This window comes from Luteimonas sp. RIT-PG2_3, from assembly GCF_054902115.1.
On record NZ_JBUBPF010000001.1, the window covers coordinates 608,627 to 628,110 of the forward strand.

Genomic DNA, 19,484 nt, shown 5'->3' on the forward strand with positions numbered 1-19,484 from the left:
GCAACTACTCTCACATTAGTACTATCCAAATTCAGCTCCTCGCTCAGCCCTCAACCGCTCGACCAAGCCTAGAAAGGCTTCGATAGCCTCCTCGACGAAGGGCTGGATCTCGTTGTATGGCCATATGAGCAGCGCAGCCTTGAGTACTGCCATTACGCGAACCTTCTGGAACCTCAGGTAGTCCGGCGGCAGTTCCCTCAGCCTCAAGAGGCCTTGCTGTGACGCGTAGAGGATCAGATTCCGCTCGTTTGCCTTGACTTCCAAGTACTTTCGCAGATCTTCATATCCAGTACGTCCCACCGCCTCCAGAAAATAGCGCCGGTAGTCCGGAAAGGACTTCTCGTCCCCTTCCCGCAGATGAAGATTCAGCGGTGGGTTCGGATGTGCGTATTGCCCAGCTCGGGCGCCGTCCAGAACAAAGGCCAAAGTAAGTCGTGGTCGTTCTCCCTCCTTCGGCACGCCAAGGCGAATCTCACTAATACCATTGAACTTAAGATTAGAAGCATGCTTGGAGATGGACGCGATAAATGGGAACACAGCGGCCTTGTGAACGTGGTTGCGAACCCGCAGCCGGGACGCGTTGGTATAGCCGAGAGACTGGACTGCCCTGAGCAATGCGGTCGCCGCTTCTTCTTCTGCAGTGATTGCGCGGAACATCGCCATTTCTGGATCCACGTTGGCGATCCGATGTGCGCACGATAGGTGCAGTAACGCGGATTCAAATCCCTTTCGACTCCAGTCGTTCTTCTCTTGACGCAACAGCTCCACGATCCAGCGATCGTCGTCTGTCAGCGTCGGAATATCGTCGTACTTGTTCAAGTTATTTTGAACCCGGAATGGGTGCCGTCTCGCTGAGACGTCGATGATTACCTGCTCCGCAGATAGTCTAAAGCTCGATTTCACATTCATTGAGATTGAGCCAGTTCTTCCCCCGGCAATTGTCGGCCACGGCTTTCCCAGTACTCATGCTCGGGCAGCAACGCTCGTGAATTCGAGCTCTCCGATGAGGTACCTCCCGCCAGTTCTTAGGCTCTCCATGATTGATCGCAACGCGTCGTGGTACTGAGGAGGTGCGATTATCTCCTGAAGGCACGAAGCTAGCCCAAGGTTCCCGAACTTGCGCCATTCCCGCTCCATGTAGAAGTTCTCAGGGTGGTCTTCGGGGAGATCGACGTCCCAGAACTTTAGGAAAGCCTGGACGTCTCGAGTAATCAGGCTACTCGCCTCATCCGCTGCCTCCTGAGCGTCCTGGGCCGGGGCACCCTCGAGCTTCGACCGAGTGTCCGGCGAGTCAGGGAAGAAGCGATCGAGCCCCTCAAGTATGGAGTTAATTAGGGCCGGAAATCGGGCGCCCCAAGTTCCGTGAGATTTTCTGGAGAACGGGATGTAAATGACTGGGCGGCCGCCCCACTGGGCGACCACAGATCGACAAACGCCAAGACCGAAACGGCCATAGCGCCGCGCATGAAACGGTAGATCTTCCCTCGGAATGTCGCACAAACAGACCACGGACTGCTGGATCGGTTCTCCATTGGTGATCGGGCGACTCGGGTCTCGAACGGTACGGATTCCTCCACGCTGGCCCGCGACCTCGCAGGTCCTCAGCTCCATCGAACGCAGGATCGCGCATAGGGTCTCGAAATTCGCTTCGTCGGCATCTGGTTGCCGACTACCCACCAAGTGGTACAGCCTTTGACCGACGTATCGCTGCATGGACATTGCTATTTCCCCTGGGCATCTTGGCAGAGATGCCTGAAGTAGGCTGTTTGATCGCCTCGCTATACGGAAAGGCAGAGTGACTTGGACACTGCCGCGCGCCTGTAGGCAGATTAACGTCCACTTCGGGTCGGTTCCAGCCCGAAACGTCGATTCATCGCTTCAGTGGACTCAGACCCCGCGGCCCCAGGAACAGATTCTCGGGGTCGAAGGGCCCCACGTCGGCAGCCCGCTTTACATGGAGCGTGCGCTTGAGCACGAACATATTCCGGAGAAGCGTCGGCTGCGCCTGACCGTCCTGCAACACCATCGGCATCAGCAAGTAAGCACCGATGCGCTCGTAATCTTTCAGGAACCGGTTGAGGTTGACGTCATTGTCCGGCGTCATCGACTGTGATCGCGAGACAAGGGTGGAGAATTGCGTCCGCGAGTCGCTATCGTCCGGTAGCCGAGACGTTACTACCATGCCGTAGTGCGCCGGATGCTCGGCTGAGTACCGTCGAACGATGCCGATGTAGATCTCCTCCGACTCATCCCTGCTTCCGAATCGTTCCCGCCAGCGCTCGAAGAGCTTGGTCGCGGCGTGCTGGTTCTTGAACATCAGTGCAAGGAACGGCGGCACCGCATCACCAAAGCTGCCGAACGCTGTGCCTGTCCAGCCGGCCTGATCCCACAAGCGCACATCGATCACCGACAGCACCGCGACGTCGTCGTGGTTGGTGACCTTCGGAGGCACATCCTTGTCAGTGCCGTCCTTCTCGATTGGACGCGCTGATGGTGCTTGCGCCACCACGGTGGGACGATCGGAGCGCAGCTCGTACTTGTGCGGATCGTGCTGGTCCCATTTTTTCAGCCGCGCGACCCCCCCAAACATGCGATGCCGGCTCAAGCATAAGGACGCAATCGTGGCGAGCCTGTCTGCTGCCGAATCGCCCCCCAAGAGACGATCCCCCGCATCGCCGTGGCTCTGGGTGTGGCAGGTCGCCCAGAAAATCCTCGTTGCCACTTCGAACAACATGCGCTGGAAGTCCGCATAGACACCGGGCGACCCGGGGAACACCCCTTGGGGGCAATGTACGGTCATTCTCATGTGGTCGAGATCGGTCTCGACAACGAAGTTGCGGGTGTCCGATTCCACAACGCACACATTGAATCGCTCGACGTGGCCGAAGGCCTCCAACTCGAACGCGGTAGCGAAAAACCCCTCGATCGAGCCCGCGATGGCTTCGGCGACAATGATGGCGGTGTCGGTGGGCTCGTGCGACACATCGATTCGCACGCCCAACACGGCCGTGGCACACGTCTGTGTGGGCTCGTCATTGAGTACCGCCGGCCGCCAGCGGGCCACGCCCGTGGGCTGCGCGGCCATCTGCGCGAAGAGCTTGGCAACGTCGTCTGCCGATTCACTGGCGGGAATCCACCCCTCCGCCCGGAGCTTGTCCTCGTAGCCCAGTCGGTACATCAAGGCAGACCAACTGTGAAGCAAGTCCAGCCCACGTAGGACGTCCGGCATCGACGGCAAGCACGACAGTTCCGCCTCCGACAGTGTGCCCAGTTGGCAGGCAAGCACTAGGTCGAACTCCTGCAGCTGTTCGCGGGCACGCACCGCGGCCTCCTCGTCAAACGGCAGTGCGGCCAGACAGCCGCGAGCCACCTGAATGGTGTCGAGCACCTCGGGCAGGTACTTCAGCGCTAGTGCCATCCACGCGACGTTCATGAGTATCGGGAAGACGCTGGCGGGAAGTTCACTCCCATCCTCCGCGTCCACGAACATCGTCACCGCCGCGGACGTCGCGCTCGCCCGGGCGGCCCACGCCAACCCGGCGCTCTTGTACGCCACGGAGAGCTCTGCTAGCGCCCGCACCTGCTCCTGCGCATGCTCCTTCTTGGAGAGCAGCCGCGCCGCACGACCCAGCAATCGGATCATCTCCATGTTTTGGTCAAAGTCGAGCTGCCGGGCGCGGCGCAACAGGACCAACGCACCTTCGCTCTCGCCCGTGCGCTTGGTGGTGAAGTCTGCCAACTGATCGACCAGATCGCGATAGCCTTGATCGTCACCGGCTACATCGCCGAACCGCTCGATCAACTGCGACAGCCGTGCGGCGTCGAATTCACCCAGCCCTTCCGCCTTTGACAGCACATCGCAGAACTGGGGCCACAGCGATGCGAGCGTCGTCCGATCCTGCGCGAGCATCGCCAGATTGACCCGGACGACCAAGAGCGACGTCGTCGCCTCGAGGGCGTTGTTCGGTCGCTCCGCGTCCTTTGCCAGCGCATCCAGCCTGGAGGACAGCCGCCGGATTCGCGGTTCCAGTTGCACTTGTTCTGGTGTCATCTGGCCGGTGATCACCGTGGTGAAAAGGACCTGCGCCAGATTGCACAGCAATTCCAAATTTGACGCCTGGTTGTCGTCGAGCACCAGGGCCTCGAACGCGTCATAGCCCGACAGCAGCGAGGGTATGTCGTCGTACCACCAAACTCCGGTCCAGAGCGCCTCATAGCGGGCCACCAGCTGCTGGCGATGCGTACCGCCGTCATCGGACAGTCGGATCGCCCGCAAGAAGCGGCCCTCGACGTCGGTGCGGGGCAACTCCACGCCGCGCGCCAGCTTGGCAGCCACCAAGGCGTCGGCGGCTCGCTGCATGGGCATGCCGACAAACGCCGTCGGGTCCGCGAGCTCCCGTTCGATCTCGTCCAGCTGCCGGGAGCGCGAGTAATCTGACGGCCCCAGGTCCTTGTCACTGGTTTCCTCGCCGATCCCCAGGTAGTGGAACGCGAGGTCGCGACGGTCCTTTTCGACGACTTCCTCGATGATCCAGGAGCGGTCGTGGATCGTGACTGGGATGCAGTATTCGTTGGAGAGGGCGTCTTCCAGCGCGGCCCGGTCTTTGGCGCGGGCCGCGCGCGAGGTCACGAAGATGATCCGCGTGTAGCCGCGATGGGTGGCGGCGATGCCGGCCACGTCGGATCGGACCTTCTCGGCCCACTTCTTCTTAGCGCTGAACGCGAACGCCCAGCGCTTGCTGCCGCTGTTGGCCGTGCCAACGTAGGTGAGCTTGCTGATTTCCTCCGCGACCGGTGTCGTTTCGGTATCAGCCTTGCTGTCACCGCCGCCTTCGGGGCCCGTTGCGGGACGCAAATGGGGGCAAATCGTTCGCTCGCACAGCTTCCGGCAGAACAACTCGAAGTCCTGCGTCTGGTTTCGCTCGGTGATGGTTTCCAGATGGTGCGAAAGTACCTCCGCGTTGAGGCGGTACCGGATCCGCGACGCCGAGTCCGAATACAGCTCCGGTCGCAACATGCGCATGAATTGCGACGGCGTGGGGCGATTGGCGGGATCCTGCATCTGCATCCTTCCAGTACTGGTGAATGAATCAAGAAAGCCAGTGTGCCAGCCCCACGTGGCTCCCTCGGGCATGGCTTGTCTCTCTGGGATCTTGAGCCGCCCATCGACCCGTTCGAAACGCGGCCTTCGCACTGCATGGTCGTTGATTAATGGTGTCAGGGACAGTTCCTGAGGATGAAGCGTAGGGTGCTCGGCGCGTCCGCTTTGGGTCGAAAGCGGGCATGCTTGCTCTGTATGGAATGCCTCACAAGCGTTGGCCACCTCGGCCCGATTGGGGTGATCGCTTCGCGATGGTTGTAGGTCTTCCATGTCCAAGGATAGGGATCACCTGCTTCGGCGTTGAACGCGCGTCCTTGGTAGTGCGAATGCTGTGCTCTAGCCGGTCGAGTGCCGCTGCCAATCATTCTCTCTGTACGAAGAGGAAAAATCCTACAAGCCGCAGGGACTTTTCCCTAAAGACCTGATCCGGGCATTGACGCAAGATCGATCCGTCGCCCAAGCCATGACACCCGCGAAAGCGCAATAAAGAAGAGAGACATCCTCGCCGACAATCGTCAGGCAGGACTCCGACTGGGGGTCGGTGTTTTCGGGAAACCACACCATCAAGCGCTGGAGCGACAGCCCCTAAGAAATTAGGGGCTTTTCTTTGTCTCATAGAGACTGCAAAAGTTCCACCATAGCGAATCTCAATACTAACGCCTACCGTACAGGTTCATTGATCAGGCGTTAGAGATGCGGAGCCAATGCTGCGATGCCTAATCTGATCGGATTCAGCTGCTTTGGCTATCCGCTTCTGAGACAGCTCTCTTGCCTCTCGCACCTGGGCGGCTGAAACGTGTTCGCGGGCGCCTTGGCTGCGACAAAGAAAAATACAGAAGACTTGAGCTAAGACCCAAGGCGATCATGAAGTGATCGCGTCAACTTGATGCGCCCGAGCTCGGGTTCCTTTCTAGGATGCTCGAACAGCTAATCTTGAATGTAGAACATAAGCAGTAGATTTATAATCTGTAGAACGAAGGATGACGCTCGAACAAACTTGATGGATGCATGCAAATCCATCGACATCATCCGCGCCAAGTGCCCGCATCCACATCGGGGCAAACATTCGTCGCCTGCGCGAATCCAAGAATCTCAGTCAAGAGCGACTTGCTGAGAAAGCGCAGTTACACCGCACGTATGTGTCCCAGCTTGAACGCTGCGTCACCAACATATCCATTGACCGCCTTGAGCGCCTAGCTAAGGCCCTCGGTGTTTGCGTCACTGAACTGCTGCAGCCTCGATGTGAGTAGGTGGTTTCATGACTGCTAGTCGAGTAGAGCCTTCCGCCTGGAAGCTGCAACCAAAGAATTACGAAACTCCCAATCAGGACTTGGCGACGATTCGAACAGATCTATGCCAGGTGACAAGCGGAAAACAACGAGTTCCTCGAATTATTCACTCGTCATATCGGCTGAGAACGGCTGATCAGAAAATCTTGCAAAGACAAGATCAATAAAGAGAGTGATAGCCAGTAGATTCATATTCTGTAGAACATCAGGAGCTAAGCCGGCAGGCTTGGTGGCATGCAACAAGAGTCAATTTTCTGAACTGCTCAGAACGATCACGGTCGCATTGTCGTGATCAATCGCGGAAAGCGAACAGAACTCCATCGTGCGCACTTGAGACGCATCGAGATCGGGAGTTTTCTGGGTAGAGAAGAACCGAATTCCACGGGAACGAGCAACCATGGGGAATAAAGACATCACATGAAGACAAGCACCTTACGCAACGCCATTTCGATCGCTTTACTCGCGATGGTTACCGGCACGGTCGGAATGGCTCTGGCGCAGGAAGCGGCCGCGGACACGACCATCGTGACCGGAGACCAGGAAGAGAATGCGGAGCAAGAAGCCCTGCCGGTTCCCGCTCCAGCACTTCCACCTACGACGACATCAAACAGGACGCCTCCCACGACGGATCTTGAGTCGGTGACCGTCACTGGCACGCGTATCCGCGGCGGTACAACGCCTTCGCCAGTGATCGCGATTGGATCCGAGCGCATCCGAGAAGAAGGCTTCACCGACCTGGGCGAGGTGATACGCAGCGTGCCGCAGAACTTCTCTGGCGGGCAGAATCCGGGTGTGTTGATGGGCAATGTGACCGGCGGAGGCCTTGCCAATCAGAACGTGACAGGCGGCTCCGGTCTGAACCTGCGTGGTCTGGGGGCGGACGCGACGCTGACGCTGCTGAATGGCCGCCGTATGTCCTACGGCGGCTTTGTGCAGGCGGTCGACATCAGTGCGATCCCGGTGGAAGCCGTGGAGCGAATCGAGATCGTGGCCGATGGCGCCTCGGCGATCTATGGATCCGATGCCGTCGGCGGCGTGGGCAATGTGATGCTCAGGCGTGACTTCGAAGGTGTTCGCCTGGGGGCGCGTTATGGCGCCGCCACGGGGGGCGGCTTGGGGACGCGGGAATACACGGGCACTGCCGGGACCACATGGAACAGCGGTGGCCTGATGGTGGCCTACAAAAATGTGTCCATTGATCCCATCCATGCGCGACAGCGTGACTACACCCGCCATCTGCCCGCGCCAACCACCATCTACCCAGGCAGCGACTTGCGCAGCGGCCTGCTCAGCGCGCACCAGTCGTTGAAGGGAATCGTCGACTTGCGCCTGGACGCGTCAAGCAGCAGGCGCGAGCAGGACTATGCCTACTACTTCAATTCCCACAGCGCATACAACCGGCTGACGCCGGAGACGACATCGCGCTTCGTGGCGCCAGGCATCGATGTCGTCCTGCCGCATGGCTGGACGCTGTCGTTGAGCGGATCCTGGGGCAGGGACGAGCACCGGACCATCACCCAAAGACTCGATCGCGTGACTGGCGCTCTGGTGCAGGACCGCCAAGCTTGCTTCTGCAACCAAAGCCGTATGTACGAGATCGGTGCTGAAGGTCCTGTCTTCGAAACCGCCGCAGGAGAGGCGCGTCTCGCGATTGGCACTGGATACCGGAACAACGCGTTCGAGAACGTCAATCTGCTAACGGGCGTCATGGACATCGACGGCCGGGAAGGGAGCCGCTTTGCCTACGCAGAGCTGAACCTGCCGCTGATCGGCGCGGGCTCAGCCGATTCGCAACCGGAGCGGCTGGTGGCAACGGCTGCATTGCGGGATGAGCACTACGACAGTTTCGGAAGCGTCACCACCCCCAAGGTTGGTCTGATTTGGCGGCCGGGCGCGAGCTTCACGCTGAAGTCGTCCTGGGGGAAGTCCTTCAAGGCACCCACGTTGCACCAGCGTTTCAGTACGTCGTTTGCCCAGATCGGCACCCCGGGGCCCTTCGGCGGAACCGGCTATCAGCCGGATGAGACGGTGGTTGCCATTGGTGGCGGAAATCCGGATCTCGCGCCGGAGCGAGCCGACACCTGGTCCGCCTCTGTGGCTTGGCATCCTCGGTCGCTGCCGGGCTTGGAGGCGGAGCTGACAGGCTTCTACATCGCGTACGGCGATCGCGTGGTGCAGCCGATCAACAACTATGCCGACGTGTTGCGCGATCCTGTTTATGCGGAGTTCGTGGTGTTCTCGCCAGGATCCGCGACCGTGCTGGATGAAATCGCAGGGGCCAATGTGCTGATCGACACCACGAGTGGACTCTTCGATCCGGACAGGGTCTTCGCACTGTTCTACGCGAGATTCGTCAATGCCACCACGCAACGGATCAAGGGTATCGATCTGTCCGGCTCGTATCGGTTCATGCTGCCCGCCGGTCAGCTCACGCTGCGGGGCTCCACGAGCTGGCTCGACAGTACCCAGCAGACCTTGGGGATGCCGTCCGCCTATGATCTTGCGGGCACGCTGCACAACCCGGCAAAGGTCAACAGTCGCCTGGGTGTCATCTGGAATCGAGGTGGAGTTTCTGCCTCGGCGTTTGCCAGCTACCTCAGTGGAGTGCGTAACCGCAGCGATGGCGTGAAGGGAGCTTCGTTCACATCTTTCGACGCCACGTTGCGATACGACGCAGGAGAACGCCGCGATGCATGGTCCCGCCTGCAGTTTGCGCTGACTGCGAACAACATGCTCAACCGGAATCCTCCGCTTTATGCCACATCAGATCCGGATTTCGTCGCGCCGTACGATTCGACGAACTACCCGGCGATCGGGCGCTTCCTGAGCCTGTCGGTAGCCAAGCAATGGTGATCTTGGTGACTTCGACCGAACCATCCGGTCTTGATACGGGGGCACTGGCATGGAACTGACATCGAACAGCGGGCAGAAGCCTCAGCGCTCTGTATGGGGGTTGTTGTTGGGGGTGCTCGCATGCGCGCAACCTGTCCAGGCGGTGGCGCCCCGCCAGCTGCTGGAGACGGCTGATCTCGCCAATGTGGTCATGTCCCCAGACGGGGACAGCGTGGTATTCAGGCTGCAGCGCGCCCACGTCGAACGGAATGCATTGGAGACGTCCTGGTATGTGCAAGATGTTGAAGGCGCGGCGCCTCCGCGCCGCATAGGCGACGGAGGCTTCGCCATGCAGGAGGTCTGGGGTGTTTCCGCGCCGGCGCCTGCAGTCTGGTCGCCGGATGGGCGCTGGATCTATTACGGGGCCATGATCAACGGCGCCATCGATGTCTGGCGTGCAGCTGCTGACGGCTCGCGGGCAGAGCCCGTCACGCTGGATCCCGCTGATGTCCGGGCGTTCTCACTGAGCGCCGATGGCCGCACGTTGAGCTACGCGGTGGGCGCGACCCGCGAACAGGAGCGTGCAGCGGAACAAGCGGAATACGATCATGGCATCCGCATCGACGACACCGTGCCTATCGGGCCGCCTCTCCTCCGCTCCGGCTACATCCTGGGGCGGCCGGCGACCCAGCGGTACCGCGATGGGATCGAGCTTCATCGCGCCTCATTGCTGTCAGATGTCCCAAGTCGATGGAAGGTGGTGGATCTGGTGACAGGGCAGCGGCGTGAGCTTGCACCTTCCGAGGCGCCGTCACTTCCGTGGGTGATCCCTGCCCAGCCCGATGGGCAAGCCGAGGCATCCGAGGGAATGCGCGACCCGCGTACTGGGCGGATCGCGACGCTGACGGGTGCGGGCGATGGGCGGGGGATGTATGGGCAGCCTTATGCGACGCTCGCCGTCCAGCTGGGCTTGGGCAGAGAGCCGATCAGATGTGGGAACGAGCAATGTACTGACAAGGCGATTACCAGCGCCCTATGGCGGCCCCATCACCAGGAGGTGCTATTCACTGTCACGGATCGCGACGAGGGCTCGGCGCAGTCGATCTTTCGCTGGAATTTCGAGACCGATACCGTACATCCGGTTGCAGCGTCTCGCGGTCTGATCAACGGAGGGCGTGACGAGCGTAGTCCTTGTGGTGTTTCCGCGCAGGTGATGGTCTGCGTTGCCGCTGAAGCGGACCGTCCGCCGCGCCTGGAGCGGATCGATCTGGATAGCGGCCAACGGCGTGTCCTGTTTGAACCGAATGCCGGCCTGGCTTTGGAGATCGCAGCCAGCGTGCCGGCTCGGTTTCTTCGCTGGACAAATGAGAGCGGACAAACGGTCACCGGACAGTTTTTTGCAGCGCGGCGCAGCGATGGTGCGCTGCCTCCGCTGTTCGTCAACTACTACAATTGTTCCGGATTCGTCCGCGGCGGCCTTGGCGATGAATGGCCGCTGGTGACGCTGGCTGAAAGCGGAATCTCAGCGCTCTGCATCAATCACATTCCGCTCAAGCTGGATGCAGTGGAACGTTATGAGTCAGGGCTCGCGGTGGTCAGGAGCGCAGTGGAGCTGTTGTCTTCAGCAGGAGAGATCGACCGCACCCGAGTCGGGATGGGCGGACTCAGCCTGGGCACTGAAGTGACACTGTGGACGGTCGTCAACTCCGATCTGCTCTCGGCGGCGTCGGTCAGTTCAGTAGCCCTGACCCCATTGGGATACGCGCTGCGCCATCTTCATGATGGTTCATTCGACTCGGCAGTGCGTAAGTACAGGCAGTTGGGTAGTCCCGATGAGACGCCTGAGCGGTGGCGCAAGCAGTCGATGGCGCACAATCTTGCGACGGTTGATGCCCCCATCCTGATGCAACTCGCGGAGCATGAGTACGTCCGATCCATGGACTACGCCATCCCGTTGATCAAGAACCGCCAGGCCGAGCTCCACGTTTTTCCGGAAGAGGGCCATCTCAAGTTCCAGCCGAGGCACAAACTTGCTGTCTATGAGAGAAATCTTGATTGGTTCAAATTCTGGCTGCTCGATCACGAGGATCCTGCCTTCTCAAAACAGGAACAGTACACGCGGTGGCGTGAGATGAAAGCCCGGCGCGACGGAAGGGCGGGTCTGGCGAATCAGCCGGGCGGATAGTCAGCGTTGATGGCGCAGCCAGTTCTCGATCGTGCATAGGTCGAAGATCTCGAGGAACGATCCGTCCCGGATCGGCAGGTCCTCTCGATCCATGAAGCGATTCAGTGCCGTGGCATTCAGAAGTCGGTGCTCTTGCAGCAATCCAGAGAGCAGGAAGTCACGCATTCCAACCTTCTTCCGCCGATAGACACCACCGAGATAGCTAATGAAGTTTCCTTTGCTCCGGCGCTTCAGAACTGCTTCTGGCAAGACGTCCGAAAATGCGGCGCGTGCGACGGCGCGATTTTCACCCCCCGCTATCCACATCCAGGACGGCGTCCTGAGGCAGGTTTCGACAACCGGTTGGGCGAGCAATGGCGTCCGTCGCCACCGATGCACCGCGCGGGGAGCGGTTTCCCTGAATAAATGGGTATCGACGAGACCCGCTATGCGCTCTCGATCTCCGGGCAGCGCGCCGGCGGGCGCATTGAACCAGGGATGGTCGTCAGGAGTAGCGGCGATGCTTGACGGATGGATGAATGTGCTGGAAGGGCTGCGTGGCGCCTTCGGTGGACGTAGGAGCTTCTTCAGGGTCAATCTCGCAGCGTTCCACAAGGTGCATTGATGCAGTGTGGACAAATCCCGTATTGCAGAGAATCCTGCGGCGAGACCTCTTTCCCTGAGGGCATCCGCCGCCGGTGCGGCGTTGGTCAAGTAGCAGAACACGGTATCGCCACCTGATCCGCTGAAGAAGCTTGTGGCACCGTTGCGGTCCGCCGCAGCGCTCATGGCACCGTCGATCGCATACTGAAGCGCGCCGATCCGTGGCGACACCGTACTGCATGGTGGAACAAAGCGGAATCTTGCCTGCTCGAAATCCAGCATTTCCGTCTGGAGCTCAACTCCCAGCTCATCTGCTATCAGCGAGGCATACTGCCGCTCGTCCGCTCCGGGAGTGGGAGTCACAAGCGTGCAGCATGTGATACGCGCGGACGTGCCTCGCAGGCATGAAGCGACAATGGATGAATCAAGTCCTCCAGACAGCTCCAGCAAGATGGAGTCATCGACATCGGCCCAGCCTCTGACTGCGGATTCCACCGTCTGCCGGAGCTCGGCGGAGGCTTCCCGATGGTTGGTGTGTCGGCGGGCTGGGGAAACGAAGTCCCAGGGGTTCCAGTCCTGATCAGTGGACACTCTCTCGCCAGCGAGCCGTAGCATGCAGCCTGGCAATAGCACGCTGACGTCTGCTAGTCCGGTGCGTGACGTCGTTTGATTGGGATAGCTCAGGCTGTGTCTGATGTTGTCCCAGTCGACCCGCCTGCGATACAGGCCGATGCTCTCCGCAAGAGAGACGTCGGAAGTCAGAAAGGCGGAGCCGTTCTGAAGGGTCGAATAAACGCAGGGAATACCCCCGGATGGATCTCGAATGACGGCCACCGCAGTCTCCTGACCGGCGATCGACTGGATAGCCAGATACTCACCCCAATAATCGTCGAGCAACGATTTGAATGGTCGGGCGGTTCCCGGGCAGATCGGGACTTGGAGCCCGTCGACAATGCGCGTGCCGCTGCGTTCAAACAGATGACCAATGATGATCACACCGTCGGCGAGTGTCAGGATGGGTGTGTCCGGGGCAGCAAACAGCTGTATGGCGCCTGCCGTTGGGTGGCGCTGTAGCCCCGACCGGCTAAGTGACTGCTCGATGGCAAGGCTGACGTCAGACTTCCGGCCTGGACTTTGTATCAGCGCAATGTATCGGTACCCCATTACACAATCCTGATCGGCGTGTGGGAGGTCGCGTGGCCGACCGTATCGCTCAGTACAAGATCGCCGGCCTGAACCCATGCATGGGCCGCGAACGGATCGCTAGTAACGCCAAAAACGATATTCGCGTACAAGCCTCGACGGGCGAGCACTTTGACCAGAGAGAGTGAGTCGACCAGGCAGCGCGGCGTGACAGGGACATAGACACGTACCTGCCAGAACATGACGGCAACCTGCGAAAGATGTTCTGCCTCGGTATGGGTTGCGGCGACGGCTGGGCTATGTGCTCTGCTTTGCCGGTAAGCGGACAGCGAACTGAGAATGTTATTGAGGTTTCGTGCTGCTAGTTGGGCACGCATCGAACAGACAACAGAGAACACATCCAGGAGCATTGAGATATCGACCGGGTCGTTGCTTCGTGATTCCTCCACCGCGCTGCGGGTGGGGCAAGGAACTGAAGGAGCAGGCACGTTTACAGTGGCATCCGAGGATGGAACGAGGATGTTGTGGTCGATCAGCACGGATGGGGGGATTCCTGGATCGGGGCCACCTTTCATGTAGGCGAGGAATGCGCGCTCCATAGCGCTCGAGAGGCGGAAATATCGGTCCTTTCTCGTGTCGAGAAAGACCAGGTGATCATCCACCTGGCAGTAGGAGAGGTTGTCCGGCAGCCTGTAGAACATTTCGGATTCACCACTGAGAGGCGCACCTTTCGGTGCGCCTCGTTTCATGCATGCAGTGAGGGCTCATTCTTCCGAGATGCCTGGAAAAATGGGAGCCCCGTCGTCCTCGCCGCGTAGGCCGGGACCATGCGTGTCCACACTCGCCACACCAAGCTCGATGATGTCGTCCTGCACTTCCGGACGTGCGGTGTTGTCGTTTCTGACGTTCATGTCCTTCTCCTGCTGGTTGCGCCATGGCGATTCCATGGCAATTGCAGCGTAGGAGCGGTGATTTCTGATCTTCAAGTGATCTTTAGGTGATCACCAGGAAATCATCTGGGACTGTGACGTGAGTCGGCGAATCGAGGCATAAATGCCAGTTCTTCTGCAGGTTCAATGCAGGCGTTCTGCCTTCACGTTCAACGCGGACACGATGTTGGGTACAAGTTGCTTGCGGCGCTCGTGATAGGCCGCGAGTGCGGACTCGAGACTAGGGACGTCGCGCCGATGCCAATGCTGGAGCAGCTCCGAGAGTTCCTGGTGGGCGTCACTGATCATGTGTTGCTTGGCGCGCCTGATCGACGCGAGGCGATCATTGGCGAGCTTCACGTGCTGGTGAAGCTCCCGATGTCCTGCCTCGGCGGCGATCGCATCGAAGAGCTTCCAGGTCAGTTTCACTAAATCGTCCTCGATCGTTGCGATGAGGGGCAGGCCGCTGCCGGCAGGGCGGCGCGTCTTGATCAGGTCGCAGGCGATCTGCAGCAGGTATTGCATCACGTCATAGAGCTCCCACAGGGCCAGTTCGTTGGGAAGCGGCACCTGCATGCCGTTGCGCGCGTGGTCGGAGATCAGGCGTTCGCCGATAAGACGATGCATCGCGAGTCGGGCCGGTGTCATGCTGATATTGAATTGCGCTGCGAGCTCAATCGGATCGATCCGCTGCCCGGGAATGTAAATTCCCGATTGAAGTCCACGTCGGACCTGGCCGTAGAGGAAAGCGGTTTTGGAGCGGTCTGCACACATCGCCGGACTCCGTGTCTGCGTAGCGTGGCCTCCTCCAGAACAGGATGAGGCGGTGGATTGCGCTCGATGACGGCGTTGGTGTGACTGGTGGGCCGATGGCTTGCTCTCGAGGCGCAGACCCGAATTTCTCATGTGATCGGTGTACATCCAAACGATCGTCGTCACATTCCGGGACAACAAGCGTTGATTTATCTCTACTCGCGGGAAAAGTTGCCCGATGGCAGCGTCGTTCCGGGGGGGGGGGATCGCGGTGGCGCGGAGATGTGCCGACAGCCAGTCAGGCCTGTCCTGCCGAGCACAGCTTTCCGGCAGTGGTGTGCGATTCTTCATGCGGCCGGCGCCGGGCGTGACATCCTCAAGAAGTCAGTATGTGCGCCTGCGCGGTGACTGCGTCTCGCAACACGGCATCCTTGAGCAGGCCGCGTGCAGCGGAAGTCGTCCAGTCAGTGCGTGTCGTTCAGCGGGCTGGGCGGACTGATTGCCAACGCTCAGCGTTCCCAAGGCGCCGGCGTACTCAGCAGCCGGCGCAGCGTCTCGGGCTTGGCCAGAGGGGCTTCGATCAGTGCGTTGAAGCGCCGCATGACGTCGCGGCTGACCACGAAGTGGGTCTGATCGGCCAGCACTTCGCGTGCGCTTTCGCAGGAGGCGCCAAGGATGAACTCGGTGTGGCTCTTGCCCGACAGCGCCGCGGCACGGTCGATCAACGCCTGCTTGGCGGCGGGCGCCCGGAAGTTGATGGTCTTGGTAGCGGCGATGGACATGGTGTATTCCTGCGGCGTTCTGAGTGGCCCAGAGGACTTCATCACGAAAGTCGGCAACAGATGCACCGCGCCGCCAGCCTCGGCCGCCTTGGCTTGCAACTTGTAGATCAGCCACAGGATCTCGGTCTGGTGCGCGCCGCGGTCGACACGTCGCCGAGGAACGCGACATGCCCGGTCCCGAACGTCCAGCGCAGTCGATCATCAACGATACCCTGCTTGCGCAGCAGCGCGGCAAGGATCCCGTACTCGCCATGCGTGTCGGCTACCACGAGCAACGGAGTGTCGAGCGGTAAGGGGCCGTCCGGTGCCAGAGAGGCCGGTGCGCGCAGGCGCACCTCGAAGGTCGGCAGCGCACCGACCACTTGCACAGTCACCTGCTGCCAAATCGCCATGGACTGGCTTCGGACCGCCGTAAAAAAGCATCGCGGTCATGGGCCGCTCCTACGAAAGATGCGATACACCCCTGGGGTGGGGAAACTCATTGTTCATCGTGCCACCACATCCGGGGAGCTTGGACGGCATTCGGCCACACTTCATCGAGCGTGTTCGCGTCGTAAAGCCGCCCGTCCTTCATCACGTAGCGGATCGCTGCCGTGTGCTCGATGTCGTCCAGCGGGTTGCCATCCAGCACGACGAGGTCTGCCAGCTTGCCCGGCTCCAGGCTGCCGAGGTCACGCTCATAACCCAGCGCCCGCGCGCCGCATGTCGTGGCGGAGCGCAGCGCCTGGTGCGGCGTCAGCCCGCCGTCGACCAGCACCCAGAGGTTCCAGTGATAACCCAGGCCCGAGAAGTCGCCATGGCTGCCGACGCACACCTGTCCACCGGCCAGTGCGATCGCGGCGGCCGATTCGGCCTGCGGCTGCGTGTAGCTCTCTTCCGGCGGGCTCCAGTAGCTGGCGTATTTCCTGCGCTCGATCATCGCGGGCGGATAGAACCGGTTGAGCTTGTCGTCTTCGTACAGCCCCGGCTGCTGGAGGTACGGCGCAAACCCCTGCATGAAAGGCGCGCCGTACGTCATCAGCACCACGGGCGTGTAGACGATGCCTGATCGCGCATGCAACTGCACCACGTCGTCGTATAGCGGCGCATAGGGCAGGATGTGCTCGTGACCACTGAACCCATCCAGCAGCTGGGTGAGGCCAATGCGGAAGTCGCTGCTGCCCTCGGTCGTAGCCATCAACCCGACCTGCTTCGCGGCCGCCACCATCCACTGTTGCTGCCGGCGATTGCCAACCAAGTACGACTTGATGGTGTCAACCCGGTAGAAATCGCGGTAGCGCGTGGCCATCGCCACCGCATCGTCGTAGGACGAAAAATCGTTGGTACTGAAGATGCCGGGTCCCGTCGAGACGGATCGAGGGCCGCGAATATCGCCGGTCTCGACGAGGTCCTCGTAGACGAAAGCATCCACCGTGTTCGTCTGGGGATCGCGCCCCGTGGTGACGCCATACGCGAGATAGTTCAGGAGCGGCCAGGCCTCCATGTCAAGTACGCCGCGTCGCAGTTGCAGCATGTGCGGATGCAGGTCGATGAATCCGGGCACGATCGTGGTGCCGGAGACATCGATGCGTTCGGCCGTCGACGGAATCTCCACCCGGCCGCGCGGCCCCAGTGCCGCGATGCGGTTGTCGACGATCAGCAGGTCGGCATCGTCGATGATCTCGTCGTCCTTCATCGACACCACGCGCGCGCCGCTGAGCAAGACCGCGCCACGCGGATGCGCACGTGGTCGCTGGACGTGGATCGCCGTCGACGAAGCTTTGATCGTGCCGGCGTCCGCGCCCGCGAACCCGCCATCATCCAGAACCGGCGCCTCGAACAGGGTATTGCCCAGCACCCAGTTCGCACGACGACCGTCCGCGGCCCAGGCGATGTCGTCCGCGCCCAAGCGATCAAGTGCGCGCAGCGGAAGCGCAGCCCCCTTCAGATCGATTACCAGGGGCATGGCGAGCCCCGTCCACGACATCGGCAGCAGGTAGGCGCGGTTACGGTAGCGCGCCAGCACGTGGCGACCGTCGGGGCTGAGGAGCGTGGTCGATTTCTCGTCGCGGCTGTACTCGCTGCCGATCGCGGGGCCGCTGATCCGCAGGTGGGTACGGCGATCGCTGCCGTCGAGCCGCATCGACGCCAGGGTATTGCCGCCACCGCCGGAAAAGAAAATGCGGCCCGGATCCGGACCGAAGTGCGGACGGGTCAGGCCCTGTGCACGGCCGAGGATCCGCATCCCGCCGCCGTCATGATCGATCCGGACCAGGTCCGGCCCGGTGGAAGCCGCGCCATCGTCCGCCGCATCCTCGCGGCCATGCGCATGCCCGTCGCCGTGGTCACCGCTCATCTCCAGGTCCGCATGCCGTCCCAGGAAATCTTGCCGGGACATCCGCAACGCGAACAGGCGCTTGCCGTCCGGCGACCAGACCGGGTCGCGGTAGTAACCGTCATCGCGCGTGAGCCGGACCGGGGCGCCGGTGCCATCCACGCGCCGCTTCCAGAGCGCGCCGCCCTTGGTACCCGACCAGGTGACGTATGCCAGCCACCTGCCATCCGGCGACCAGGCCGGTTGATAGCCACCCGTGGTACCGCTGGTCAGTGGCCGCGGGACGCCGCCCGGCCATGCTTGGAGGTACAACTGCCCGAAAGCGGTGAAGGCCAGCCTCCCACCGTCCGGAGACAACGCGGGGCGCTGCACGATACGAGCCTCGACAGGCCCCTCGGGAACGCGTGCCTGCACTGCGATGTCGGGGCCCAGCGACAGTGACACCGGGACCTCCATCGGGATCGCCCGGGCGGTGCCGTCCGCCACGGAGATCCGGTGGATCCTGCCGTCGTAGGCGGCGATGACCGCGGCACCGTCGGGCGTGAAGGCATAGCCCGGCAACAGGTCGGAGCCGGGGTTGAAGGAGTCCTGGTCGTCGCGCTGCACGCCGGCGATCAATGTGCGCTCCTCACCGGTGCGCAGGTCTCGCAAGCGGAGATCGGTGACCGCGTGGTTGCGGGTCGCGTAGGCGAGCCAGCGCCCGTCCGGCGACAACGCCGGCCGCATCGCACTGCCCTGGGCGGCAGTGAGCGTCTCTTCCTCGCCCGAAAGGCGATCGCGCCGCTTGACCTGCCAGTAGGGCTTGGCCAGCAAGGTGCCCGCGGTGGTGGAGAAGTTGGTCCGGTTGCCGCGCGCGTACGCGTAATAGAAGAATCTCCCGTCCTTGGATGCGACCGCGCCCACCGCGTTGTTCCATTCGTCGCGCGGCATACCGGGCGTGGACTCGGTCGGCAGCACCGCGACGCCCTTGCCGCCGGCGCGATGATAGAGCCAGAGTTCGATCGACTTGCCGTACGTCTGCGGCGCGGCGCGGGACACCAGGATCGACTGGCCATCGGGCGTGAAACCCGGGGAAATGAAGCGGCTGTAGGGATCGCGCGTGACTGGCACCGGGTCGCGTCCGTCCACGCCGACCAGCCACACGTCCTCGGCGCCGGCCCGGTCGCTGACGAACACCACTTGGCCACCATCCGGCGAAAAACGTGGCTGCGCATCGTAGGCAGGGCCGTGGGTGAGTGGTGTGGCACGCCCGCCTTCGACGGGCAGCGTGTAGAGATCGCCCAGCAGGTCGAACACGATCGTGCGCCCATCCGGGGAAACATCCAGCGACGTCCACGTGCCTTCGCTGGTGGTGAACTCCACCGAGCGTTCAGGCCGCAGCGGCAGGCTGGTCTTTTCTTCGGAAGAGGCAGAGTTATCAACCGTCCGATCGGAAACCGACTGCCGAGGTTCATCCTGCGATACCGCTGCACTGGTGAACAGCAGCAATGACATCGCCAGACTGAAAGACACGATGGTACGAAGTTGATTTTTCATGTAACCCCTTGCAATTCACTTTCGACATGCACGGCTTG

General features: G+C 61.3%; 13 protein-coding genes. 3 read left to right on the plus strand and 10 right to left on the minus strand.

Features of this window, described 5'->3' with window-relative positions; all coding sequences use genetic code 11:
• Positions 1–21: 21 nt before the first annotated feature.
• The 3 genes from ACYX7E_RS02555 to ACYX7E_RS02565 form a co-directional block, all read right to left on the minus strand.
• Complete coding sequence (locus tag ACYX7E_RS02555) at positions 22–819, minus strand: hypothetical protein (protein WP_462078963.1); 798 nt, start codon at positions 817–819, stop codon at positions 22–24.
• A 144-nt stretch (positions 820–963) separates the two neighbouring features.
• Positions 964–1,719 (minus strand): abortive infection system antitoxin AbiGi family protein, encoded by a 756-nt coding sequence (locus tag ACYX7E_RS02560; protein ID WP_462078964.1) that lies wholly within the window; start codon positions 1,717–1,719, stop codon positions 964–966.
• Between the two features lie 151 nt (positions 1,720–1,870).
• Positions 1,871–5,134 (minus strand): tetratricopeptide repeat protein, encoded by a 3,264-nt coding sequence (locus tag ACYX7E_RS02565; RefSeq protein WP_462078965.1) that lies wholly within the window; start codon positions 5,132–5,134, stop codon positions 1,871–1,873.
• Positions 5,135–6,105: 971 nt separating this feature from the next.
• Between ACYX7E_RS02565 and ACYX7E_RS02570 the strand changes: the two genes are divergently transcribed.
• The 3 genes from ACYX7E_RS02570 (at position 6,106) to ACYX7E_RS02580 (ending at position 11,407) form a co-directional block, all read left to right on the plus strand.
• The gene (locus tag ACYX7E_RS02570) at positions 6,106–6,351 is read left to right on the plus strand and encodes a helix-turn-helix domain-containing protein (protein ID WP_462078966.1); all 246 of its coding nucleotides are present in this window, start codon (positions 6,106–6,108) and stop codon (positions 6,349–6,351) included.
• Positions 6,352–6,807: 456 nt separating this feature from the next.
• Positions 6,808–9,243, plus strand: coding sequence for a TonB-dependent receptor plug domain-containing protein (locus ACYX7E_RS02575; RefSeq protein WP_462078967.1), 2,436 nt, complete (start codon positions 6,808–6,810; stop codon positions 9,241–9,243).
• A gap of 49 nt (positions 9,244–9,292) precedes the next feature.
• Positions 9,293–11,407 carry an Atxe2 family lasso peptide isopeptidase gene (locus ACYX7E_RS02580; RefSeq protein WP_462078968.1) on the plus strand — a complete coding sequence of 705 codons (2,115 nt, stop codon included), beginning with the start codon at positions 9,293–9,295 and terminating at the stop codon, positions 11,405–11,407.
• Here the strand turns inward: ACYX7E_RS02580 and ACYX7E_RS02585 are convergent, their stop codons facing one another.
• The 7 genes from ACYX7E_RS02585 to ACYX7E_RS02615 form a co-directional block, all read right to left on the minus strand.
• Entirely contained in the window at positions 11,408–13,153 is a 1,746-nt protein-coding gene (locus ACYX7E_RS02585; RefSeq protein ID WP_462078969.1) for an asparagine synthase-related protein, read from the minus strand. It lies immediately after the preceding gene.
• Complete coding sequence (locus tag ACYX7E_RS02590) at positions 13,153–13,833, minus strand: lasso peptide biosynthesis B2 protein (RefSeq protein WP_462078970.1); 681 nt, start codon at positions 13,831–13,833, stop codon at positions 13,153–13,155. The genes ACYX7E_RS02585 and ACYX7E_RS02590 overlap by 1 nt, the downstream gene beginning before the upstream one ends.
• A gap of 63 nt (positions 13,834–13,896) precedes the next feature.
• A complete protein-coding gene (locus ACYX7E_RS02595) occupies positions 13,897–14,118 on the minus strand; it encodes a benenodin family lasso peptide (RefSeq protein WP_462078971.1) in 222 nt (73 codons plus the stop codon).
• Between the two features lie 87 nt (positions 14,119–14,205).
• Positions 14,206–14,835, minus strand: a complete 630-nt coding sequence (locus ACYX7E_RS02600; RefSeq protein WP_462078972.1) for a GntR family transcriptional regulator — start codon at positions 14,833–14,835, stop codon at positions 14,206–14,208.
• Between the two features lie 488 nt (positions 14,836–15,323).
• Positions 15,324–15,596 carry a type II toxin-antitoxin system TacA family antitoxin gene (locus tag ACYX7E_RS02605; RefSeq protein ID WP_462078973.1) on the minus strand — a complete coding sequence of 91 codons (273 nt, stop codon included), beginning with the start codon at positions 15,594–15,596 and terminating at the stop codon, positions 15,324–15,326.
• A gap of 107 nt (positions 15,597–15,703) precedes the next feature.
• Positions 15,704–15,988, minus strand: coding sequence for a hypothetical protein (locus ACYX7E_RS02610; RefSeq protein ID WP_462078974.1), 285 nt, complete (start codon positions 15,986–15,988; stop codon positions 15,704–15,706).
• Positions 15,989–16,074: 86 nt separating this feature from the next.
• Positions 16,075–19,446: an amidohydrolase family protein gene (locus tag ACYX7E_RS02615; protein ID WP_462078975.1), complete on the minus strand. Its 3,372-nt coding sequence runs from the start codon at positions 19,444–19,446 to the stop codon at positions 16,075–16,077.
• Positions 19,447–19,484 lie beyond the last annotated feature (38 nt).